The organism is Streptomyces sp. NRRL F-5650, from assembly GCF_000721365.1.
GTDB lineage: Bacteria > Actinomycetota > Actinomycetes > Streptomycetales > Streptomycetaceae > Streptomyces > Streptomyces ardesiacus.
This window is the reverse complement of sequence record NZ_JOGV01000006.1, coordinates 101,554-124,269: the sequence shown is the minus strand read 5'-3', so window position 1 is coordinate 124,269 and position 22,716 is coordinate 101,554. Positions and strand designations below refer to the sequence as shown.

The following is a 22,716-nucleotide window of genomic DNA, read 5'->3' as shown; positions in this document are numbered from 1 at the left end:
GGATGGGTCACGACGGGACCCGGTGGGCTTGAATGGCCGGATGGCCGATACACGCGTACCCCCGCTCGACCCCTCCCGCTCCCGCCCCGGACCCCGGGGACACGGCCTGTGCCTGCGCGCCTGGGACGCCGGCTCGGACGCCGACGCCGAGGCGTGGCTGCGGGGCCACCTGGACCCCGACTTCCGGCGCTGGAACACACCGCTCAAGCTGTGGACCGACCTCGCCGGGGCCCGCGAGTCGCTGCGCGGACGGGCCCGGGACGCGGCGGAGGGCAGGTCGGTGTCGTTCCGGATCACCGACGAGGCGAGCGGTGCGACGCTGGGGCACATCGGCGTCGGCGAGATCAGCACGCGGATGAAGGTGGCCCGGATCGGCTACTGGGTGCTCCCCGAGGCCCGGGGCCGGGGCGTCGCCACCCGGGCCCTGCTGCTCGCCTCCCGCTGGGCCCACGCGGAACTCGGCCTGCACCGCCTGGAACTGGGCCACGCGCTGGGCCACGACGCCTCCTGCCGGGTCGCCGAACGCGGCGGCTACCGCGCCGAGGGGACCCTGCGCGGGGCGATGTTCGAGGCCGGGCGGCACGACGCGTTCCGGGACGTCCACCTGCACGCCCGCCTGGCGACGGACGAGGAGCCCGCGCCGCCCGCCGCGCGGTGAGCGCGGTTCACGGCCACAGCAGCCGACGGTCCCAGCCCTCCCGCGTCCGCCGGTAGGCCAGCCGTACGTGACGCCGGCGGGCCTCGCCCTGGAAGAACTCCACCTCGTCGGGGCGCAGCCGGTACAGCGTCCAGGACGGGACCGGCGCGTCCGGCTCCCGGCCGGCCCGTTCCCAGGCCGCCTCGGAGGCCCGGGCCAGCTCCTCGGTGGAGCCCAGCGGGGCGCTCTGCCGGCCGGTGAGGGCCGCGGCCAGCGCCCCGGTGGAGCGCGCGTGCAGGTCGGCCCGTGCCTGGTCGGCCGGGGCGACGGCGACCGGGCCGCGCAGCCGGACCTGGCGGCCCAGCACCGGCCAGTAGAAGACGAGCGCCGCGTACGGACGGGCGGCGAGGTGGCGGCCCTTGCGGCTGTCGGCGTGGGTGGCGAAGGCCCAGCCGTCCGCGTCGGCGCCGTGCAGCATCACGACGCGGACGTCCGGCAGGCCCTCGGCGTCCGACGTCGCCAGCGACACCGTGTGCGGCTCGCGTTCACCGGCCGCCGCCGCCTCGGCGAACCAGCGGGTGAACAGCTCCAGGGGGTCGCCGGGCGCGGCGTCCGGGTCGAGGGGCGGCAGTGCGGTGACCGCGGGGTCCCACACCCGCAGCGACCTCAGCAGTTCGTGGAGATCGGTTCCCATGCCCCGATTGTCCTGTGCCGCGCGCGTCCGGCGCCCTGCTCCGCCCGGCGCTCACACCGAGCCGAGGTCGGAGGAGACCCAGTGCTCGGGCCGCATCCGCAGGAGGACCTGCTCGCCGTGTTCGGCCGAGGCGAAGGCGACGTAGCCCTCGACCTTCTCGGCCGGGAGGTAGCGCGCGGACATCTCGCGCAGGTGCTCCTCGGTCCCGGTGGCCGTCTCGACGACCGGTCCCTCCACCGACACGTAGCGGATGGTGGGCTCCAGCCGGTCGACCATCAGGGAGAACCGGCCCGCCCTGGAGATCAGCCGGTTCTTGCGGCTGTCGCGGCCCGTCAGGACCCACACCGTGCCGCCGGGCTCGTACTGGTACCAGATCGGCACGGTCAACGGGGCGCGGCCCGCTCCCGCGTCGACCGCGAGCGCGGCGATGTGCGGCTCGGCCAGGAACGTCTCACGCTCTTCGCGGGTCAGGGCCACGACGGTCTCCTCCAGCGGTGCGGGTACGGGTGCTGTGCTCAACGACGAGGGGACGGGCGGCTGTTCCCGTCCGGGGCCACCGTGGCCGGAACGCGCGGCGCCGGACGCGATGACGCGCGGGGCGCGGGAGGGCCGGGGCGCGGTCGCCGGGGCCGGGCGGGCGGCGGAGCGGCGAAGGGGGGAGGGGGTCGCGGGTGCGGCGGAATGCCGGAGTGCGAGGGCGGCGACGCGGCGGAACGAAGATGACAGGCTGCCGCGTGGTTCCTACTTGGAGGGCTTCTTCCCGGTGATGCCGAGATACGTCAACAGAGCGAGATGCGGCTTGAGTTCGGCCTGTTTCACGCCCCAGGAGGAGAACGACTTCTGGTGCGAAGCGGCGGCGGCGAGCATGACGACGAGCGACCCGGCGATCGCCGCGGGGTTCACGTCCTTGTCGACCCTGCCCTTTGCCTGGAGATCCGCGACGGAATCCGCGAGGGAGGAATTCACCGAATTCAGGATCTTCATGCGGATTTTGGCGAACCGCTTGTCGCCCTCCGCCGCACCGAGATCCACAACGCGCAGAATCGCGTCGTTCTTCCGCCAGAACTCCAGGAATCCGTCGACGAGTTCCTGTGCCGTCTGCCAGCCGGCCTTGCCGGTCCACGAGCGGCCCGCGGTCAGCTCGCCGAGCGAGGAACTCTCCGCGGCCATGCGCTCGGCGATCTCCAGGACGGCGCCCTCGACGTCCGGAAAGTACTGGTAGAAGGTCGCCGGCGAGGTGCCCGCCCGGCGGGCGACATCGATGACTTTGACATCGCGATAGGGGGAGGAGCTGAGCATTTCGCTGAGGCAGTCGAGCAGTTTCTGCCGGGTCGCCTGCCCACGTCGACCGGCCACGCGGCCGTCGACGGTACGCACTTGTCCTGTCATGCCGTCAGCTTACCGACGGGGGATCCGAGCGCGATTCGGCCGACTGCAAATGGGGTGCGGGGGCGAAGAGAGGCGGGTGCGCCCGCTCTGCGGGGCGCGGTCGGCACGGTTACTTTGACGGCATGGCCGAAAACGGGGCATTCGAGAAGAGGACGTCTCAGTCGTCGGATTCGGCGGACGGTGCGCCCGCCCGCCGGGAGGGCGATCCCTGCTGGGTGGACGCACAGCTCTCCGACGTGGAGGCGGGCAGGCGTTTCTACGGCGAGCTGTTCGGCTGGACCTTCCGGGACCCGGAGGAGCCGGAGGCGGAGGGGGAGTCGGTGCGGGCGTGCCTGGACGGCGAGCCGGTCGCGGCGCTGGTCCGCAAGACGGACGGCCGGATGCCCACCGTGTGGTCCGTGTACTTCCACACCCCCGACGCCGTAGCCCTGTCCGCGCGGATCAGGGCGGGCGGCGGGCAGCTCGTCACCCCGCCCCACCCGGTCGGCGGGCTGGGCACCGCCGCTCTCGCCGCCGACCCCGACGGCGCGGTCTTCGGGCTCTGGCAGCCGGGCCGCCGTACCGGCTTCGGGCGTCGGGGCGCACCGGGCACCTTCGCCTGGGCGGAGCTGTACACCCGGGACACGGAGGCCGCCAACGCCTTCTACGGCGGCCTCTTCCGCGACGCGCTCTTCGGCCCGGGCGCCTCTCCCGACTTCGGTCGCGCCCGGGTCTCGGACGTGTTCCCCGCCGAGATGCCGCCGCACTTCCTCGTCCACTTCCGGGTCGAGGACGTGGACGCCGGACTCGCGGCGGTGGCCCGGCTCGGCGGACGGGTGCGCGTCCCGCCCTTCGAGACGTCGTACGGGCGGGTGGCCGTGGTCTCCGACGGGCAGGGGGCCTCGTTCGCGCTGCTGCAGCGCTGAGGGGGCCGGACCGGCGCGGACGGCGGGTGCCGTGGCCCCAACCCTTTGCCCGTAATCGGGCAGGACACCCCGTTTGTCGCCAGGTTCGCCACCAGCGCTTCGGACAGGAAGAATCGGGGTGCGTGGCGCCACGGAGGTGCGGTGGTGAGACGCTGCACTTCGGTCGCGCACATTCGTGGGTGGCGCGGCCCGTACGGGGAGGTGGCAGGCAAGTGGTGGATCAGCTGACGCAGCACGATCCGCGGCGGATCGGGCCGTTCGAGGTGCTGGGGCGGCTGGGCGCCGGCGGCATGGGGCTGGTCTATCTCGCGCGCTCGGCGTCCGGGCGGCGCGTGGCGATCAAGACGGTGCGCACGGAACTGGCCGAGGACCAGCTCTTCCGCGTGCGCTTCACCCGCGAGGTGGAGGCGGCCCGCGCGGTGTCCGGCTTCTACACGGCGGCCGTGGTCGACGCCGACCCGCGCGCCGCCGTGCCCTGGCTGGCCACGGCCTACGTGCCCGCACCCTCCCTCGAGGAGATAGTGAACGAGTGCGGACCGCTGCCGGCCCAGGCGGTGCGCTGGCTGGCGGCGGGGGTCGCGGAGGCCCTCCAGTCGATCCACGGCGCGGGCCTGGTCCACCGCGACCTGAAGCCCTCCAACGTCCTCGTCGTCGAGGACGGGCCCCGCGTGATCGACTTCGGCATCGCGTCCGGCGTCTCGAACACCCGGCTGACCATGACGAACGTCGCCGTCGGCACCCCCGCCTACATGTCCCCGGAGCAGGCGAAGGACTCCCGCAGCGTCACCGGCGCCAGCGACGTGTTCTCGCTCGGTTCCATGCTGGTCTTCGCCGCCACCGGGCACCCGCCCTTCCACGGCGCCAACCCGGTCGAGACGGTCTTCATGCTGCTGCGCGAGGGCCCCGACCTGGAGGGCCTGCCCGACGAGCTGCGCCCGCTCATCGAGTCCTGCATGCAGATGGAGGCCACCGCCCGCCCCAACCCGGCCGACCTCCAGGCCCAGCTCGCCCCGCACCTCTTCGGCTCGGGTTCCGACGACAGCGGTACGGCCTCGGCGTGGCTGCCCGAGCGGGCCGTGAGCCTGATCGAGGGCCGCCGGGGCGGCCGTCCCGCGGTCAGGCCCGCCACCACGGGCGGTGGCCGCGGCGGCGGCCCGTCCGGCGCCCGCGCTCCCGTCCAGGCGCCCCCGCTGCCGCCCCCGCCCGCACACGACCCCGTCGTACCGGCGCCGCCCGCGCACGGTCCGGCGGTGCCCGCTCCCGTCGGCGCCCCCGACGGCGGGCCGGTCCGGCTGCCCGGCGCGGCGGTGCCCATCGGCCCCGGGCCGCGCGTCGCCGACATGCGCGCCGCCGCCGTCGCCGCACCCCCGCCGGAGTCCGCCCTCGCCGCGTCCTGGTCCCGCCCGCGCCCCGGCGTCAACGGCGCCGACCCGGCCGTACCGGCCCCCGCGCCCGTGCCGGCCCCCTCCCCGGAGGCCTCGCCGGCCGGGTGGCGGCCCTGGCGGTTCCGCATGTCCAACGACGTCTGGGGCACGCCCCGGGTCGCCGGGGAACTGGTCTACGTCACCTCCTTCGAGGTGCACGCCCTGGACGTGGGCACCGGACGGCGCCGCTTCAAGACCCGGGACGTCGCCTGGTCGATGGCGGTCGCCGACGGCCGCGTCCACGCCTCCGACGGGCCCACCCTCTTCGCCCTGGACGCCCGCGAGGGCGCCGACCTGTGGCGCGTGCAGACCGACGCCTGGGTGTACTCGCTGCAGGCCGAGCGCGGCACCGTCCTCACCGCCACGCGCGGCGGCGGCGTCCAGGCGTGGGAGGCGTCGGCCGGCCAGAAGCTGTGGGAGATCACCGGCGCCCAGACCGACTTCGAGTCCCCCGAGGCCGGCGCCGCCCTCCACGACGGCACGGCGTACGTCTGGCAGGACGCCCGCCTTCGTGCCCTGGACGCCCGTACCGGCGACGAGAGATGGTCGTACCCGATCGGCGACGCGGCCTCCTGCGGCGGGGTCCCCGTCCGCCTCACCCAGGCGCCCGACGGCTACGTCTACGTCGCGGCCGGCACCCGGGTCCTGGCCCTGGAGGTCGCCTCGGGCCACGTCCGCTGGCACTTCGAGGCCCCGGCGGTCTTCCTGGCCCCACCCGCCTTCGTGCCGGGCCCGGCCGTCACCGGCGGCGGCGTCTACCTCGCCGACTACCTGGGCACCGTCTACGCCCTGGACGCCACCGACGGCCGCGACCGCTGGCGCATCGCGACCGAGGCCCGTTCCTCGACCGACCCGGTCCTGGTCGCCGCGGGCCACGTCCATGTGGGCAGCGGCAAGGGCCTGTACACGCTGGACGCGGTCACCGGCACCCCCAAGTGGCGCTTCCAGGCGGGCGGCGACATCGTGGGCGCCCCGGCGGTCGCCGAGGGCCGCATCCACTTCGGCTCGACGGACCACCTGCTCTACACGCTGAAGGCCGACGACGGCCGCCTGCGCTGGAAGCTCGCCACCGGCGGCGAGATCACCGGCTCCCCGGTCGTCCGCGACGGCATCGTGTACGCGTGCAGCAAGGACCGCTGCGTGTACGCGCTGGACGCGGAGAAGGGCACGGGAACGGCCCGTACGACGTGAGGGGCCGTGCCCGGCCGGTGACGTGTCCGTGACATGCGGGCACTAGCGTGATCATCATGACGACACGGGGGCGGGCACTCAGGTACACGGCGGTCTCGGCACTGGTGGTCCTCGGCCTGACCGGCTTCTCGACCGGCCGCCACGGCCACGGTCACGGGGGCGACGGGGGCGGCGGCTGCAGCAGTTCCGGCCAGGACCACGACTCGTCGTCGTCCGCGTCGGGCGGCGGCGACGCCTACAAGGACGACGACGACACCTACGGCAGTGGCGGCAGCGGCTACCGCGACCACGACGACACCCACGACGACGACACGGGCGGCACCGGCGGCACCGACGGCGTGGAGGCCGCCACCCTGTCCGTCGTCACCTGCGCCACGGAGGCCCAGCCGTGGGCCACCGTCGAGGTCGGCAACCCGAACGCCAGGGAGTACACGTTCCCCGTCACGGTCCTCTTCAAGGACGCCGACGGCACGACGCTCGGCGAGGGCACCGAGGAGGTCACCGTCCCGGCGCAGGGCGTGACCCCGGTCCGCGTCCCCTACGACGGCGCCGCCGACCCGGACCACTGCGAGCTGGACCCTTCCGTGGCGGCGCCGCTGTGACCCCGGCGGACACCGGTCCGCGCGCCGACGCGACGCCGGTCGGACGGTAGGCCGGCGCGCGGACCACCCGGCGGATCACCGGGCCCTTCCGGCCCGGCCCCGGACACACGTCGGCCGCGGCGGCTCCCCTCCGCGCCGCCGCGGCCGTTCCCCGTGCGGAGGAAGGTCTACTTGCCGTCGCCGTCCCGTCCCAGGGCGGGCGGGGCGGGCATGTGGTTGTCCATCGTGGTGATCGTGTCCTTCGCCGGCTCGCTCGGCATGTGGTTGTCGAGCGTCGTGACGGGCTCCTCCGCGGCCGGCGGAGCGGGCATGTGGTTGTCCTGCGGTGTGGCGTCCGCGTCCTTCATCTTGTCGCTCATGGACTTCGCTCCTCATGGGTCGTGACGAGGTAGCAACGCCCGTCCGACGGCTCCCCCGTGGGCCGCCGGACGGGCGTGCGGAGCCGCACACTAACTGGTGGGCTCGGTTCGTCATCCGTCTGCCCCCCGACGCGACGGTCTGACGGAGACGACAGTGCCAGGCGCGGATAAACGAACGCTGAACGCACCCGGCCGCGCCGGCCCGCGACCGGGTCAGCGCGCCGCGGTGCGGGCCAGCAGCGCGCGTACCTCGCCCGCCTCCTGGGCGTCGTGCTGCTCGTACAGGCTCAGCGCCTCGCGCCAGCACGCCCGCGCGCGGTCCGCCTGCCCCAGGGCCGACAGGGCACGTCCCAGCAGGGCCAGGACGTTGCCCCGCATCCGGTCGCCGCCGATGCTCCCGAGGGCGAGTGCCTGCTCGGCGTGCTGGGCCGCGGCCGAGGGCCGTCCGGCGTCCAGGTGCACCTCGGCGAGGCGGAAGTTGGTGGCCCCCTGCCACAGGCGCTGCCGGTGGTCGCCGAAGATGTCCAGCGCCTCGGTGAACTCGCCCAGCGCCTCCTCGTGGCGGCCCGCCCGGGTCAGTGCGACCCCCACCGCGAAGTGCCCGTTGGCCAGGCGCATGGTCCGGCCCAGCTCCGCGTAGACCGCGAGCCCCTGCCGGGCGATGTCCACGGCCGCCGCGACGTTGCCCATGCCGAGCTGGGCGCGGGAGAGGTTGGACAGCGCGGACGCCTCGCCCGCACGGTTGTCCGTCGCCCGGAAACCCGCGATGGCGCGGTCGAAGAAGTCCTTGCCCTCGGCGAAGCGGCTCTGGTGCAGCCGGACCAGGCCCCGGTTGTTGGCCACCCAGCTCACGGCGGCCGAGTCGGCCACCGAACCGGCCAGCCGCATGGCCAGCCGTGCCTCCTCCTCCGCGTGCCGGATGCGGCCGGACACCAGGAGCACGTCGCTGAGGACGGTGCGGGCCCGGCCCTCGGCGCGGGTGTCCGCCGCGGCGGCGGTGGCGTCGCACATCGCCCTGGCCGTCGTCTCGTACTGGTGGGAGTTGGCCCCGGACTCCGTCAGGTCCTTGGCCGCCCACAGCAGGTCCACCGCTCGTCGCAGCCGCGCCGTCCCGGCCGACTGCCGCACGCACGCCAGCAGCGGGGCCGCCTCGGTGTACAGCCAGTCCAGCGCCGCGGAGCCCTCGGTGAACGCCAGTCCCGGGTACTCCGTCGGCTCCAGACCGTCCACCAGCCGGTCCCCCGGCCGCTCGATCGCGTACACCTGCGCCGCCGTGGCCAGGTAGAAGTCCAGCAGCCGCGACAGCGCCGCCGCCCGCTCGCCCGGGGGCTGCTCGTCGCGTTCCGCGCAGGCACGCGCGTAGAGGCGGACCAGGTCGTGGAAGCGGTAGCGGCCCGGCGCCGCCGATTCGAGCAGCGACGTGTCCACCAGGCACTCCAGGAGGTCCTCCGTCTCCTGCGCCGGGAGGTCCAGGACCGCCGCCGCGGCCGCGAGGGAGATGTCCGGGCCGTCGGCCAGGCCCAGCAGCCGGAAGGCACGGGCCTGGGCCGGTTCGAGCTGGCCGTAGCCCAGTTCGAAGGTGGCCTCGACCGCCAGGTCACCGGCCTGCAGCTCGTCCAGCCGGCGCCGCTCGTCCGCCAGCTTCGCGGCCAGCACCGACACGGTCCACGTACGGCGGGACGCCAGCCGGGACGCGGCGATGCGGATCGCCAGCGGCAGGAAACCGCACGCGCCGACCACGTCGAGTGCCGCCTCCCGCTCCGAGGCGACCCGCTCCGCGCCCACGATCCTCGTGAAGAGGTCCAGCGCCTCCTCGGGCGACATCACGTCCAGGTCGACCAGGTGCGCCCCGGCCAGGTCCACCATCCGCACCCGTGCCGTCACCAGCGCGGCGCAGCCCTCCGTGCCCGGCAGCAGGGGCCGCACCTGGGCGGCGTCACGGGCGTTGTCGAGGAGGACGAGGACACGGCGGCCGTCCAGGACCGAGCGGTACAGGGCGGCCCGCTCCTCCAGCGAGTCGGGGATGGCCGAGTCGGCGGTGCCGAGGGCACGCAGGAAGGAGCCCAGGACCGTCTCCGGCTCGGCGGGCCGCGCTCCGGCGCCCTGGAGGTCGACGTAGAGCTGCCCGTCGGGGAAGGCGGCGCGCGCCTGGTGGGCGACGTGCACCGCGAGGGTGGTCTTGCCGACGCCGCCGATGCCGGCCAGCGCCGAGACGGCCATCACACGGCCCGCCGCCGCGCCCTCGGACGCCGAGGACAGGACGTCGCTCAGCTCGCGGACGAAGGACGCGCGTCCGGTGAAGTCGGGTACCGAGGCCGGGAGTTGCGCCGGGCGCACCCTGGGCGCCGCCGTCTGCTCGGCCGGGGCCGGGGGCTCGGCGAGCTGTGGATCGGCCCGGAGGACGCGCTGCTGGAGTTCCTGGAGGCCGGGGCGCGGGTCGACGCCCAGTTCCTCGGCGAGCAGGCGGCGCGTGTCCGCGTAGACGGCGAGGGCCTCCGCCTGGCGGCCGCTGCGGTACAGGGCCAGCATCAGCAGCTCGCGCAGGCGTTCGCGCAGCGGGTGGGCCGCCGTGAGCGCCGTCAGCTCCGAGACGGACTCGGCGTGGCAGCCCTGTTCGAGGTCCATCTCGAGGCGGGTCTCCAGGAGTTGGAGCCGCCATTCGCCCAGCCGGGCGCGCTGCGTGTCGGCGTACGGCCCCGGCACGCCGGCCAGTGCCTCGCCGTCCCACAGCGCCAGCGCGCGGCGCAGCAGGTCACGGGCGTGGCACAGGTCCCCGGAGCTCCTGGCCTTCTCGGCCTCGGCGGCCAGGTCCTGGGCCCGCGCCAGGTCCAACGCCCCCTCGGCCAGGCCCCGTACGGCGTACCCGCCCGACTCGCTGGCCAGCACGCCGGGGTCGAGGACCTTGCGCAGCCGGGAGGCGTACGTCCGTACCGCCGCCAGGGCCTGCGAGGGCGGCCGGTCGCCCCACAGGGCGTCGATCAGCTCGGCCGCGGTCGCCGTGCGGCCCTCGCGCAGCAACAGGGCGGCCAGCAGGGCGCGTTGCTGGGGCGAGCCGGTGGCCAGCGCCTCCTCGCCCCGCCAGGCGCGCACCGGACCGAGCACGCCGAAGCGGAGCGCGGCCGATCCGTCCGGTTCCGCCGGGTGTCCGGGACGCCGCTGCTGCGGAACCCGCGGTCCACCGTCCATGCCGTCCCCCTAGACATCCTGAGCAACCAGGCCAGTTTGCCTTGTGCATGGCGACCGCGTCAGCCGTGGGAGACGCCGATCACAGGTTCTCCATCAGCTTTTCGTCCCGGGCCCCTCCAGCTCCACCCGTACCGTCAGCAGCCCTTCCCCCACGCCCATCGCCCGTACCGCGAGGCTGTTGTAGCGCGGGAGGCGGCGCAGGCGGGCGAGCGGGTCGTCGTCGGGCAGGAGGTGGGCCGTGCCCGGGTACCAGCGGCCGCGCAGCCGGACCCGGACCCGCGGGTCGGCCTTGATGTTGCGCACGTACTGGGAGCGTTCGCCGAACTCCGACACCAACCAGAAGGTGTCGCCGGTGCGGCGGCCGCCGACCGGGGTGCGGCGGGGCCGGCCGGAGACGCGGCCGGTGGTCTCCAGCAGGGTCTGGCCGGGCAGCCGGCGCACGAGCGCGTTGAGCCGCCGCTGGAAGGCCGTGACGGCGCGGTACTTGGTCTCGGCGTAGGACGAGGATGGCATCGGTCGTTCACGCTCCTGTCTCGGTTGCCTCCATCGTCCCCGGAAAACCCCGCGGGGGAGGGGAGAACGGGGCCGGGAGGCGGATGGCGGCGCGGGCGGACCCGCGCCGGCCCTGGGGGGGTCGTTCGGATCGTCCCGGGGGCGCGGGGTCCGCACACAGGGCACCGTCGCCCGGAGTCGGCCTGATCCGAACGACACTCCCCTAACGTCCCAGGAACACCGGGTTGGTGAACGCCGCAAGGGCGCCCGGCAGCGGGCCCGCCGCCGTCTCGTGCCGCACCTCCGCCCGGACGTAGGCCGCGTACGAGGCGGTCGTGCGCCACTCCACGGTGCCCGCGCCCGACACCGGCAGGGGGTCGCCGGTGAACAGCACGCCCTGGTCGGTGACGAACCGGACCGTGCAGCGGGGGGCGCCGGTGACCTCCAGGCGGACGGTGACCGGGGTGTCGCGGTCCACGCGCAGCCGCTCGCCGATGCCCGCGTGCTCGCCCCGGCCGCCGGACGCGGTGAGGGACAGGGCCACCTTCGAGGACTCGGCGACGTACGACCGTCCGGCCCGGATGCCCTCCTGGATCGCCTCCCGGGTCAGGTCGTCGGCGAGGACGACGGTCTGCGGGCGGCCGATCACGTCGGGGGAGCGGTGGGAGTCGCTGCTGCCCATGGCCGGGAGCCAGTCCCGCCCGCCGTCGCGGACCGAGGCGACCAGCATGCCGTCCCAGTCGGCCAGGGCCACCTCGTCGTCGGGCGTGTAGGCACCGTTCCACACCTCGACCGCGTCGGCCTCGCCGAAGCCGAACTTCCAGTTGCAGCCGATGCAGGTGGCGTGCGGGTGGGCCGGGACGACCAGGCCGCCGGCGCGGCGGATGCGCCGGGCGAAGCGGCCGAAGCGGTTGTCGCGGGCCCGGTAGCGCCAGTCGACGAAGGTGCTGGGCTCGGTGCCGAGGGCGACGACGTGGCCGTTGCGGGTCGTCACCTCCTCGCCGAGCAGGACCAGCAGGTCGTCCCCGGCGTGATCCGCCCAGTGCGCGTGCGCGGCATGCGTGTTGTGCTCCGAGGAGTTGATGAAGTCCAGGCCCGCCGCCCGCGCCAGCTCCGCGATCTCGGCGAGGGTGTAGCGGCCGTCGGAGTACTCGGAGTGCAGGTGGCAGTCGCCCCGGTACCAGGCGCGGCCCCGCCCCACGGCCCGCTCGGGCGGGTACACCGGGCGCGGGGTCTCGCCCTGTTCGCCGTAGGTCAGGGTGACCGTGATCTCATACGACAGCCCCTGCGGCGCCACCGTGTACGGGCCGAGCGCGATGTGCCAGGTGCCCGGCCGCACCGGCCCGGGGAGGTAGCCCGGGGTGGCGGCGTCCGCGCGGACGAAGAACTCCGTGCGCGCCCCGCCCGACCAGCCCCGGAAGCCCGGGCCGCCCAGGCCGGTGCCGCGCTCGTCGAAGAGGCCGATGTCGAGGGCGTTGCCCTGGGTGCCGGCCGGGACGGCGGGGCGGTCGTAGGTGTAGGCGACGTGGATCTCGCGCACGCCCCCGGGGACGTCGACCGGGACGTACACGAAGTCGGGGGAGCCGGGCGGCAGGGTGCCGCGCAGGGTCCTGGTCCGCCGTTCCCAGGGTGCGGCCGAGGCGAAGCTCACGCCACCCAAGGTAAGCGCGGCGGCGGCTCCCGTCACGAACACCGTGCGTCTGCCGATTCCGGTGGGGTCGTGCCCGTGGTCGCTCTCGCACATGCTGCTGCTCCCAGTGTCGTCAGTGACATGACATCGGTGGCGCGGGGTGGTGCGTGCAACCCTCGTATTGAGCCGTGAACTCCCGGGCAAGGAAAGGGGTTCGGCGCATGGAGTCGGCATGGAGTCGGCGTGGACGCGGCATGGCGACGGCATGGAGGGCCGGAAACCGCCCGCGGGCGGCCGGGACGGGATCCCCGTGTTGATCACGCCGCTCGTATCCTCGAAGGATGACGACTCCCGCGACCTCCGGAACCGGACCCGCCGACAACGCCGGCCCCACCGAGAACTCCCTGCGTCGCGCCCTCAAACGCGCCCGGGACGGGGTCGCCCTCGACGTGGCCGAGGCCGCCGTGCTGCTCCAGGCGCGCGGCGAGCACCTCGACGCCCTCACGGCGTCCGCCGCCCGGGTCCGGGACGCGGGCCTGGAGGCCGCCGGTCGGCCCGGCGTCATCACGTACTCCAAGAGCGTCTTCGTCCCGCTGACCCGGCTGTGCCGGGACAAGTGCCACTACTGCACCTTCGTCACCGTCCCCGGCAAGCTGCGCCGGTCGGGCCACGGGATGTTCATGTCGCCGGACGAGGTGCTCGACATCGCGCGCAAGGGCGCCGCCCTCGGCTGCAAGGAAGCCCTCATCACCCTCGGCGACAAGCCCGAGGAGCGGTGGCCGGAGGCCCGGGAGTGGCTGGACGCGCACGGCTACGACGACACGATCGCCTACGTCCGGGCGATCTCGATCCGGATCCTGGAGGAGACGGGCCTCCTCCCGCACCTCAACCCGGGCGTCCTGACCTGGACGGACTTCCAGCGTCTCAAGCCCGTCGCGCCGTCCATGGGCATGATGCTGGAGACCACCGCGACCCGCCTGTGGTCCGAGCCCGGCGGCCCGCACCACGGCTCCCCGGACAAGGAGCCCGCCGTGCGGCTGCGCGTCCTGGAGGACGCCGGGCGCTCCTCGGTCCCCTTCACCTCCGGCATCCTCATCGGCATCGGCGAGACCTACGAGGAGCGGGCCGAGTCCCTCTTCGCGCTGCGCCGCGTCTCCCGCGCGTACCACGGCATCCAGGAGCTGATCATCCAGAACTTCCGCGCCAAGCCGGACACCGCGATGCGCGGCATGCCGGACGCGGAGCTGGACGAGCTGGTCGCCACGGTCGCCGTCGCCCGGCACATCATGGGACCGTCCGCCTGCCTCCAGGCCCCGCCGAACCTGGTGGACGCGGAGTACGAGCGGCTGATCGGCGCCGGCATCGACGACTGGGGCGGCGTCTCCCCGCTCACCATCGACCACGTCAACCCCGAGCGTCCCTGGCCGCAGATCGACGAACTCGCCGCGAAGTCCCGGACGGCCGGCTTCGAGCTGCGCGAACGCCTCTGCGTGTACCCGGAGTTCGTGCGGCGCGGCGAGCCCTGGCTGGACCCGCGGCTGCGCCCGCACGTGGCCGCGCTCGCCGACCCGGAGACGGGCCTCGCCCGCGAGGACGCGGTGGTCGAGGGACACGCCTGGCAGGAGCCGGACGAGGTGTTCACCGCGAGCGGCCGCACCGACCTGCACACCACCATCGACACCGAGGGACGCACCTCGGACCGCCGCGACGACTTCGACGAGGTGTACGGCGACTGGGGCGCCCTGCGCGAGGCCGCCGCGCCCGGCATGGCCCCCGAGCGCATCGACACCGACGTGCGCGCCGCGCTGGCCACGGCCGCCGACGACCCGACGCGGCTGACGGACGCCGAGGCCCTCGCCCTGCTGCACGCCGACGGCCCGGCCCTGGACGCCCTGTGCGGCGTCGCGGACGACGTGCGCAAGAGCGTCGTCGGCGACGACGTGACGTACATCGTCACCCGCAACATCAACTTCACCAACGTCTGCTACACCGGCTGCCGGTTCTGCGCCTTCGCCCAGCGCCGCACCGACGCCGACGCCTACACGCTCTCCCTCGACCAGGTCGCCGACCGGGCCCAGCAGGCGTGGGAGGTGGGCGCGGTGGAGGTCTGCATGCAGGGCGGCATCCACCCGGACCTGCCCGGCACCGCGTACTTCGACATCGCGAAGGCGGTCAAGGCCCGCGTCCCCGGCATGCACGTGCACGCCTTCTCGCCGATGGAGGTCGTCAACGGCGCGACCCGCACCGGCATGTCGGTCCGCGAGTGGCTGAGCGCCGCCAAGGAGGCGGGCCTCGACTCGGTCCCGGGCACGGCGGCGGAGATCCTCGACGACGAGGTCCGCTGGATCCTCACCAAGGGCAAGCTGCCGGCGGCCACCTGGATCGAGGTGATCGAGACCGCCCACGAGCTGGGCATCCGCTCCTCGTCCACGATGATGTACGGCCACGTCGACCAGCCCCGCCACTGGCTGGGCCACCTGCGCACCCTCGCCGGGATCCAGCAGCGCACGGGCGGCTTCACGGAGTTCGTGACCCTCCCCTTCATCCACACCAACGCGCCGGTCTACCTGGCGGGCATCGCCCGGCCCGGCCCCACCCTGCGGGACAACCGCGCGGTGACGGCGATGGCCCGCCTGCTCCTGCACCCGCACATCCCCTACATCCAGACGAGCTGGGTCAAACTGGGCACCGAGGGTGCGGCGGAGATGCTCCGCTCCGGCGCCAACGACCTGGGCGGCACCCTCATGGAGGAGACGATCTCCCGCATGGCGGGCTCGTCGTACGGGTCGTACAAGTCGGTCAAGGACCTGATCGCGGTCGCGGACGCGGCGGGCCGCCCGGCGAAGCCGCGCACCACCCTGTACGGACCGGTCCCCGAGGAACGGCAGCGGGCGGCGCGGGAGTCGGACGGGCACCTGCCGGAGCTGCTGCCGGTCCTGGACTGAGAGCCGCGGGCGCGCGCTTCGGGAGGGCGGCGGGCGCGCAGTACGATGATCGGGCCCCCGGTGTGTCGGGGTTCTCGTAGCTGAGGAGATGCGTGCCCGTGCCAGCCCGACTTCCCTCCTGGGCGTGGGTCTCCGGTCTGACCGTGGGGGCGATCGCGGCGGTGACCGTCCTGGCCGTGCAGGCCGACCAGGGACCCCACCCCACCGCCGCCGCCGCGGCGAAGCCGCGCCCGTCGGCGTCGGCGGACGCGCACCCCACGCCGAAGGAGACCGCGCCGGCCCCGGTGCCGGAGGGCTCCGGCACCGGGCGGCGCGTCGTCTACTCGGTGGGCCAGGACCGGGTGTGGCTGGTCGACGCCAGCGACGCCACCCGGCGGTCCTTCAAGGTGTGGCCGGGGACGGTCGACCCCGCCCCCGGCAAGTACAGCGTCGGCACCCGCCGTCAGGACCCGACGACGGGCTCCGACGGGGTCCGGATCGAGCAGATCATGTACTTCACCCAGGCCGACGGCGTCTGGGTCGCCTTCTCCAACGCGGTGGACGGCTCCTCGCCCCCGCCGGCCGCCGCCGGTGCCAGGACCGGCGGCATACGGTTGCCCAAGGCGGACGGGGACGCGCTCTGGGAGTTCGGCACGTCCGGCACGACGGTCACCGTGGTCGCCTAGCCTCCGCCTCGCCCGAGGGCAGGTGCGCCACGATCAGCACGACGCCGCTGAAGAGCAGCACCCGCGTCGCGGCGTCCAGCCCGTTCCAGTCCTTCGACTGCCACATGGCGAACCACTCCCCGCCGATCGCGAGGAACCCGGCCCCGAACAGCAGCATCAGCATGAGCGTCCCGTACGTGGTGAAACGCCGCGCGGGTGCCTGCTGCCCGCGTATCCACAGCCAGGTCGCCCATATCAGCACGAGTGCCGCCGCGGTCTCCCAGACGATGATCGCCACGTAGGCGGTGTCCTGGAGACCCTTGCTCGTGATCGCCCGCCACATGAGGTCGTCGTCCTTGAACGTGGTGTCCATGGCGAGGACGTGATGGACGTACTGCTGGTTGTTGTCGAAGTCCGTGATGTTCCCGAGGGCCACGAGGGCGATGTAGAGGGCGAGGACCGCGGTGAGCACGGTGGAGGCCAGTAACACGGTGTTGCGGGAAATCTTGGTCATGGCAGCACTATTGCGAAGCCCGCGACGGCGCCGGCACACAGGGTCCCGCACACGGCCGTGTCCACCAGGTCGAAGAGGTGCTGGTGGGCCGCCGTCATGCCGGCCGGGTCCGGGCGCCGTGGGCCGCCAGGGAGCCGGTCGCGGCGGGACCGCCGCCCAGGACCGCGAGCGCGGCGACGACCGGCAGCACGCGCCCGCGCTGCGTCTTCGGCCGGGACGGGGCGGCGGCGGGGCGAACGGACACGGGGTTTCCCCTCGACGGGGCCGGACTCGGAACGCCTTGAGCCTCTCGCGAACGGGCCTCCCGCCCGATGGGTCCGGACGGCGGAAGCGGGGAGTCCCTTCCACCACCCCGGTCGTGAACGTTTACACACCGATCCCGCCCGCCCGGCCCCTGAACCGACCGTCCCCGTTCGCATACAGTGCTGGACGTCGTACGTACGGACAGTGGTGGACAGTGCCGAGGGGAGGTCCAGGTGGGCGGGACGACCGGTGCCGTCTGGGGGCGTGCCGAGCAGCAGGACTTCCGCAGCCGGGTGCGCGGGACGCTGCTCGGCGTGGCCGTCGGCGACGCCCTCGGGGCGCCCGTCGACTCCCTCGCCCTCGACGCGATCCGGGAGGCCCACGGCACCGACGGGCTGTCCGACCTGGCCTCCGCCTACGGCCGGCGCGGTGCCGTCACCCACCTCACCCAGCTCACCCTCTTCTCCGTGGACGGGCTGATCCGCGCCCAGGTACGGCGCGACACCGGCGCCTGGCATCCGCCGACCGACCTGCACCGGGCCTACCGGCGCTGGGCGGCCACCCAGCGCGACTGGGGCCCCGACCTGCGGCGAAAGGACGACGGCTGGCTGGCCCGCGAGGAGTGGCTGTACGTCCGCCGGGGTGCCCCGCGCGCCCTGCTGCTCGGACTCGGCGACGAGACGATGGGCACCCCCGAGGCACCCAAGAACCCCGACGAGCGCGGCCCCGAGGCCGCCGCCCGCTCGGCGCCGTTCGGGCTCCTGGTCGGCTGGGAGCCCCAACTGGTCGCCCAGCTCGCCGTGGAGTGCGCGGCACAGACCCACGGCCACCCCACCGGCCGCCTCGCGGCGGGCGCCTACGCCGTGGTCGTGCACGGGCTGGCCCGCGGCGAGAGCCTGGACGCCGCCGTGCAGCGGGCGCTGGCGCTGCTCGTGACCCGGCCCGGGCACGAAGCCGTGGCGACCGCCCTGCAGCAGGCCCTCGGCACGGTGCGGCAGGGACTGCCGAACCCGGCCCGGGTGACCGAGCTGATCGGCGCGGGGACGGCGGAGGGCCTGGTCGCCGCCGCCGTGTACTGCGCCCTGGTCGGCGAGGACGTACGGCACGGGCTGCGCCTGGCCGTCAATCACGACGGCCCCTCGGCGGCGACCGGCGCCCTGACCGGCGGGCTGCTCGGCGCCCTGCACGGCGAGACGGCGCTGCCCCCGGCCTGGCTGGCCGAACTGGAGGGCCGCCCCACCCTCCTGGAACTGGCCGACGACTTCGCCATGGAGATGACCCAGGGCCCCGCCCTGCACGGCCCGGCGGGCTCGTCCCCCGGGTGGCTGGCGCGGTACCCGCGGGGGTAGGCGCTCCCGGGCGGCTCACGGGGGAACGCGTCAGTTTTCGAGAAGCGGCGTCCCGGGCGCCGCGGCTAGCGTGACTGCCATGGACATCAGCATTCACACCACCGTTCTCCCGCACGACGACCCGGACGCGTCCCTGGCCTTCTACCGGGACGTCCTCGGCTTCGAGGTCCGCCAGGACGTCGGGAACGGCAAGATGCGCTGGATCACGGTCGGACCGGCCGGCCAGCCCGACGTCTCGCTGCTGCTCGCGCCGCCCGCCGTGGACCCCGGCATCACCGACACCGAGCGACGCACCATCGCCGAGATGATGGCCAAGGGCACCTACGGCTGGCTGCTGCTGGCCACCAAGGACCTCGACGGCACCTTCGAGCAGGTGCGCGCCGGCCGCGCCGAGATCGTCCAGGAGCCGACCGAGCAGCCGTACGGCGTCCGGGACTGCGCCTTCCGGGACCCGGCCGGCAACCAGATCCGCATCCAGGAACTGCGCTGAGCGGCCCGGCCGGCGCCCACCCGCGGTGGTCACCGGCCGTACGCCGTCCGGGCGGGCCTCAGTCGCCCACCCGGCTGCGCCCCACCGCGCCGTCCACCCCGCCCGCCGGTGCCGGGACCGCGGCCGCCGCACCGGAGGCGTCGTCGCCGTCCCCGTCCGTGTTGACGCGCTCGATGATCGCGAGCCGCTCCGGGGTGTCCTCCGGCCTCAGCCAGCCGACCAGGACGTACAGGACCAGGGAGACCGCCAGCGGGACGGAGACCTGGTACTCGAGCGGCACCCCGCCGTCCACGCTCCAGTTGATCGGGTAGTTGACCAGCCAGAACGCGACCAGGCCCAGCGCCCAACTGGTGAGCGCCGCCGTCGGGCCGGAGCGGCGGAAGGGCCGCAGCAGTCCGAGCATCATCGGGATCGCGATCGGGCCCATCAGTCCGGCGACCCACTTGATGACCACGGTGATGATGTCCTTGAACGTCGGCGAGTCGACCTGCGTCGCCACCGCCATGGACAGACCGAGGAAGACCACCGTCGTCAGCCGTGCCGCCAGCAGCCCCGACCGCTGCCCCCAGCCCCGCGCCCGCTTGGACAGCACCGGCGCCACGTCACGGGTGAACACCGCCGCGATGGCGTTGGCGTCCGAGGAGCACATGGCCATGGTGTGCGAGAAGAAACCGACGATGACCAGCCCGAGCAGCCCGTGCGGCAGCAACTGCTCGGTCATCAGCGCGTAGGAGTCGGAACCGTCCGGCTTCTGCGCCTGCACCAGCAGCGGCGACATCCACATCGGGAAGAAGAGCACCAGGGGCCAGACCAGCCACAGCACCGCCGACAGCCGCGCCGACCGGGTGGCCTCGCGGGCGTTGGCCGTGGCCATGTAGCGCTGGGCCTGGTTGAGCATGCCGCCGTTGTACTCGAAGAGCTTGATGAAGAGGAAGGCCAGCAGGAACACCGTCCCGTACGGGCCGACCAGTGGTTTCGCGTGGCCCTGGAGAGCGGGCTCGTCCCAGACGCCGAAGAAGCCGCCGTGGTCGCCGAGCTTGAGGACGACGGCCACGAACATCGCCACGCCGGCCAGCAACTGGATGACGAACTGGCCCAGTTCCGTCAGCGCGTCCGCCCACAGGCCGCCGATCGTGCAGTAGATGCCCGTGATGACGCCGGTGATCAGGATGCCCTGGTTGAGGGTGATGCCGGTGAAGACGGACAGCAGCGTGGCGATGGCCGCCCACTTCGCGGCCACGTCCACGATCTTCAGCAGCATGCCGGACCAGGCCAGCGCCTGCTGGGTGGGCAGGTTGTACCGGTTCTTGAGGTATTCGAGCGGCGAGGCCACGTGCAGCCGTGAGCGCAGCCGGTTGATGCGCGGCGCGAAGAGCTGGGAGCCGATGGCGATGCCGAGGGCGATCGGGAACGACCACGTCACGAAGGACGTGACGCCGTAGGTGTAGGCGATGCCGGCGTAGCCGGTGAACATCACCGCGCTGTAGCCCGACATGTGGTGCGAGATGCCCGACAGCCACCAGGGCATCTTGCCGCCGGCCGTGAAGAAGTCGCTGACGTCGTCCACCCGTTTGTGCGACCAGACGCCGATCGCCACCATCACCGCGAAGTAGCCGATGAGCACGGACCAGTCGAGACCGTTCATGTGCCCCCCTTCCGGGGTCCGCCTTGTGAACTCCGCCCAGCCGGTTGGCACTTCGCTTGAGCGGGGTAGGGGCGTGGCAGGCCGCGAAGTGCCCGCTCATCGTGAGTTCGCCGACGCGGGCACGACAAGAAAGCGGAAGGTCAAGAGCAGGTAAAAAGGTTCGCCTTGCTGACCTGTGTTCACCTACATGAACAATCGGGCGGCCCTCGAAGGGGCCGCCCGGTGCGCTACTTCAGCTCGTCGGGGCACGGCGTGCCCCGCTTCAGCCCGTACGGCGCCGACAGCCGGTACGTCCCCGCCTCGGGCGCGACGAGCGTCGTCCACACGTCGCCGTCCGCGGTCTCCTCGGTCTCCGTCAGACAGCCGTTGACGTTGTCGTACGTCTTCGGGGTGCCCTCCGGGGCGTTCTTGGAGGCGTCCGTCTCCTGGGGCGGCTTCAGCTTGTTGCCCTCCTCGTCGACCAGGCTCAGCCACGGCGAGTACGGCATCCGCACCAGGATGCGGCCGGGCTCCTGCACGTCGATGACCCACTCGTCCTGCTCGGCCCGCCGGACGACCGCGTGGGGCTCCGCCAGCGGCGTCGGATCGGTCACCCGGAAGAGCTGCCAGTTGGCGTCGCCCCAGATCTGCTTCAGGTACGGCAGGCCCCGCTGGAGCAGCTCCCGTTCGCGCTTGCCCCCGTCGCCGTCGGGCTCGCCCTTGGGCAGCACCACGTAGTGCACCGCCCAGCGCTTGAGCCAGTCGTGGTAGTTCGCCGAGTTGAGCGTGTCGTCGTAGAAGATCGGGTTGCGCTCCATGTCGGCCTGGCGGGTCCAGCCGCGGGCCAGGTTCACGTACGGCGCCAGCGCCGACGCCTCCCGGTGCGAGCGGGCGGGCACGGCCTCCACCCGGCCCTGCTCCGCGCCGACCTTCTGCAGCTCGTTGACGAGGGGGGCCAGCTCGCGCGCCCAGGAGGCGGCGGGTGTGGTGTGGATGGCGTCGTCGGCCGACTTGAAGCCGATCCAGACCACGAAGCCGGTGAGCGAGACCACCAGCGCGTACCACTTGCGCGACTTCGGCACCGTGAACGGGAGCGCCGCCACCAGCGCCACCCCGGCGAAGAGCATCGCGAGCCGCGTGACGTTGGAGCCGATCTGCGAGCTGATCAGCCACACCAGCAGCACGGCCAGCCCGTAGACCGCCGACGTGATCCGCACCGTCTTCCAGGTGCGCGGCACCGCCCAGTACACCAGGGCGGAGAAGAGCACCGGCAGCACCACCGAACCGAAGCCCATCGGCTGCGTGCCGGAGAAGGGGAAGAGCACCGCCGACAGCGCCACGACCACGCTCGGCGCCACGCCCAGCGCCCAGGCGCCCGGGCGGCGCTTCTGCAGGAACAGGGCCACCGCCACCAGGCCCACGAACAGCCCGGAGACCGGCGAGGCCATCGTCGACAGGGCCGCCAGCGGGGCCGCGCACAGTCCCTTGGCCCAGCGCTCGTGCCGCCAGCGGTGGGGCCAGCAGAACACGGCGGCGACCGCGCCGAGCCCGAGCATCATGCCGAGCCCGAACGTCACCCGGCCCGACACCGCGTTGGCCAGCAGCCCGAACAGGCCCGCCAGCGAGGCCCACAGCGGATTGCGGACCGCCCGGCTGCGGATCAGGATCATCGTCAGCAGCCCGGCCGACACCGTCCCCGCGATCATCATCGTCGTGCGCACGCCGAGCACCGACATCAGGTACGGCGAGATCACGCTGTACGACACCGGGTGCATGCCGCCGTACCAGGCGAGGTTGTACGCCGAGTCCGGGTGCCGGCCGACGAACTCGGCCCACGCGTCCTGCGCCGCGAGGTCGCCACCACTGTTCGCGAACGTGAAGAACCACACGATGTGGAGCACCCCGGCCAGGGCGGTCACGGACAGCACGGGGTGGCGCAGCATGCGCTCGCGCAGGGCCAGGAGCGCGGTGTTCACGGCCGACGGCGCCTTCGGCTCGACGGGCACGGGCCGGTCGGGCGGCGACCCGGACGGGCCGGGGCCGGACGGGCGTGAGTCGGACGCGCGTGAGTCGGACGCGCGTGAGTCGGACGGGCGGGATCCGGACGGGCGGGGCTCATCGCGGTCCCCACGGGGTTCGGGCACGCGTGGTCGCGGTCCGGCTCCCGGGCTCGAATCGGCGTCGTCGGCGCGTGTCGGCTCCGCAGTGGCCACCTGAAGGCACTCCCCGTGTCCCGTCTTCTCCTTTGGGCCGTGTCCCGTTCCCACGACCGGCGACTGCCCCGTTTCGTGACGCTAGCACGCGGCCCCGCACCGGTGCCTCCCGCGTTTTCGGGGACCCTTCCGGCTCCCCCGGACGACGCGGACGCCCCCGCGGCCGTACGGGCGCGGGGGCGCGG

At 73.8% G+C, this 22,716-nt stretch carries 19 protein-coding genes; 8 read left to right on the top strand and 11 right to left on the bottom strand.

Annotation, left to right across the window (positions count from 1 at the left end):
- The first annotated feature begins 40 nt into the window (after positions 1 to 40).
- On the top strand, positions 41 to 658 hold the full coding sequence (locus IG88_RS0108620; RefSeq protein ID WP_031036953.1) for a GNAT family N-acetyltransferase: 618 nt from the start codon (positions 41 to 43) through the stop codon (positions 656 to 658).
- A gap of 7 nt (positions 659 to 665) precedes the next feature.
- Here IG88_RS0108620 and IG88_RS0108615 read toward each other — a convergent pair whose 3' ends face one another.
- The 3 genes from IG88_RS0108615 to IG88_RS0108605 form a co-directional block, all read right to left on the bottom strand.
- Entirely contained in the window at positions 666 to 1,331 is a 666-nt protein-coding gene (locus IG88_RS0108615) for a pyridoxine/pyridoxamine 5'-phosphate oxidase (RefSeq protein ID WP_031036950.1), read from the bottom strand.
- A 51-nt stretch (positions 1,332 to 1,382) separates the two neighbouring features.
- Positions 1,383 to 1,808, bottom strand: a complete 426-nt coding sequence (locus IG88_RS0108610; protein ID WP_031036947.1) for a pyridoxamine 5'-phosphate oxidase family protein — start codon at positions 1,806 to 1,808, stop codon at positions 1,383 to 1,385.
- A 264-nt stretch (positions 1,809 to 2,072) separates the two neighbouring features.
- Positions 2,073 to 2,708 (bottom strand): TetR family transcriptional regulator, encoded by a 636-nt coding sequence (locus tag IG88_RS0108605; protein ID WP_031036945.1) that lies wholly within the window; start codon positions 2,706 to 2,708, stop codon positions 2,073 to 2,075.
- Between the two features lie 134 nt (positions 2,709 to 2,842).
- Between IG88_RS0108605 and IG88_RS0108600 the strand changes: the two genes are divergently transcribed.
- The 3 genes from IG88_RS0108600 to IG88_RS0108590 all read left to right on the top strand — a co-directional run bounded on the left by IG88_RS0108600 (position 2,843) and on the right by IG88_RS0108590 (position 6,842).
- Complete coding sequence (locus IG88_RS0108600; protein WP_063760601.1) at positions 2,843 to 3,625, top strand: VOC family protein; 783 nt, start codon at positions 2,843 to 2,845, stop codon at positions 3,623 to 3,625.
- A 212-nt stretch (positions 3,626 to 3,837) separates the two neighbouring features.
- Complete coding sequence (locus tag IG88_RS0108595) at positions 3,838 to 6,240, top strand: PQQ-binding-like beta-propeller repeat protein (protein WP_031036939.1); 2,403 nt, start codon at positions 3,838 to 3,840, stop codon at positions 6,238 to 6,240.
- 56 nt (positions 6,241 to 6,296) lie between these two features.
- On the top strand, positions 6,297 to 6,842 hold the full coding sequence (locus IG88_RS0108590; protein ID WP_031036938.1) for a hypothetical protein: 546 nt from the start codon (positions 6,297 to 6,299) through the stop codon (positions 6,840 to 6,842).
- A gap of 167 nt (positions 6,843 to 7,009) precedes the next feature.
- Here IG88_RS0108590 and IG88_RS0108585 read toward each other — a convergent pair whose 3' ends face one another.
- From IG88_RS0108585 to IG88_RS0108570, 4 genes are all read right to left on the bottom strand, one after another.
- A complete protein-coding gene (locus IG88_RS0108585) occupies positions 7,010 to 7,201 on the bottom strand; it encodes a hypothetical protein (RefSeq protein WP_031036935.1) in 192 nt (63 codons plus the stop codon).
- 213 nt (positions 7,202 to 7,414) lie between these two features.
- Positions 7,415 to 10,387 carry an AfsR/SARP family transcriptional regulator gene (locus IG88_RS0108580; RefSeq protein WP_031036933.1) on the bottom strand — a complete coding sequence of 991 codons (2,973 nt, stop codon included), beginning with the start codon at positions 10,385 to 10,387 and terminating at the stop codon, positions 7,415 to 7,417.
- 93 nt (positions 10,388 to 10,480) lie between these two features.
- A complete protein-coding gene (locus IG88_RS0108575; RefSeq protein WP_031036930.1) occupies positions 10,481 to 10,900 on the bottom strand; it encodes a nitroreductase family deazaflavin-dependent oxidoreductase in 420 nt (139 codons plus the stop codon).
- Between the two features lie 202 nt (positions 10,901 to 11,102).
- A complete protein-coding gene (locus IG88_RS0108570; protein ID WP_031036927.1) occupies positions 11,103 to 12,623 on the bottom strand; it encodes a CehA/McbA family metallohydrolase in 1,521 nt (506 codons plus the stop codon).
- A 227-nt stretch (positions 12,624 to 12,850) separates the two neighbouring features.
- Between IG88_RS0108570 and IG88_RS0108565 the strand changes: the two genes are divergently transcribed.
- Both IG88_RS0108565 and IG88_RS0108560 read left to right on the top strand, forming a co-directional pair.
- Positions 12,851 to 15,454, top strand: coding sequence for a bifunctional FO biosynthesis protein CofGH (locus IG88_RS0108565; RefSeq protein ID WP_031036925.1), 2,604 nt, complete (start codon positions 12,851 to 12,853; stop codon positions 15,452 to 15,454).
- A 98-nt stretch (positions 15,455 to 15,552) separates the two neighbouring features.
- Positions 15,553 to 16,119: a hypothetical protein gene (locus IG88_RS0108560; RefSeq protein ID WP_031036922.1), complete on the top strand. Its 567-nt coding sequence runs from the start codon at positions 15,553 to 15,555 to the stop codon at positions 16,117 to 16,119.
- Here IG88_RS0108560 and IG88_RS0108555 read toward each other — a convergent pair.
- Together IG88_RS0108555 and IG88_RS43305 are read right to left on the bottom strand one after the other, a co-directional pair.
- Positions 16,103 to 16,612 carry a DUF2165 domain-containing protein gene (locus IG88_RS0108555; protein WP_031036920.1) on the bottom strand — a complete coding sequence of 170 codons (510 nt, stop codon included), beginning with the start codon at positions 16,610 to 16,612 and terminating at the stop codon, positions 16,103 to 16,105. The genes IG88_RS0108560 and IG88_RS0108555 overlap by 17 nt on opposite strands.
- 94 nt (positions 16,613 to 16,706) lie before the next feature.
- The gene (locus IG88_RS43305; protein ID WP_158853855.1) at positions 16,707 to 16,856 is read right to left on the bottom strand and encodes a hypothetical protein; all 150 of its coding nucleotides are present in this window, start codon (positions 16,854 to 16,856) and stop codon (positions 16,707 to 16,709) included.
- 232 nt (positions 16,857 to 17,088) lie between these two features.
- On the opposite strand from IG88_RS43305, the gene IG88_RS0108540 reads away from it, so the two are divergent.
- Together IG88_RS0108540 and IG88_RS0108535 are read left to right on the top strand one after the other, a co-directional pair.
- Positions 17,089 to 18,204, top strand: coding sequence for an ADP-ribosylglycohydrolase family protein (locus IG88_RS0108540; protein WP_031036918.1), 1,116 nt, complete (start codon positions 17,089 to 17,091; stop codon positions 18,202 to 18,204).
- Between the two features lie 79 nt (positions 18,205 to 18,283).
- Entirely contained in the window at positions 18,284 to 18,694 is a 411-nt protein-coding gene (locus IG88_RS0108535; RefSeq protein WP_031036917.1) for a VOC family protein, read from the top strand.
- Positions 18,695 to 18,752: 58 nt separating this feature from the next.
- Here the strand turns inward: IG88_RS0108535 and IG88_RS0108530 are convergent, their stop codons facing one another.
- Together IG88_RS0108530 and IG88_RS0108525 are read right to left on the bottom strand one after the other, a co-directional pair.
- Complete coding sequence (locus IG88_RS0108530; RefSeq protein WP_031036915.1) at positions 18,753 to 20,339, bottom strand: sodium:solute symporter family protein; 1,587 nt, start codon at positions 20,337 to 20,339, stop codon at positions 18,753 to 18,755.
- A 227-nt stretch (positions 20,340 to 20,566) separates the two neighbouring features.
- The gene (locus IG88_RS0108525) at positions 20,567 to 22,531 is read right to left on the bottom strand and encodes an MFS transporter (RefSeq protein ID WP_031036913.1); all 1,965 of its coding nucleotides are present in this window, start codon (positions 22,529 to 22,531) and stop codon (positions 20,567 to 20,569) included.
- Between the last annotated feature and the right edge of the window lie 185 nt (positions 22,532 to 22,716).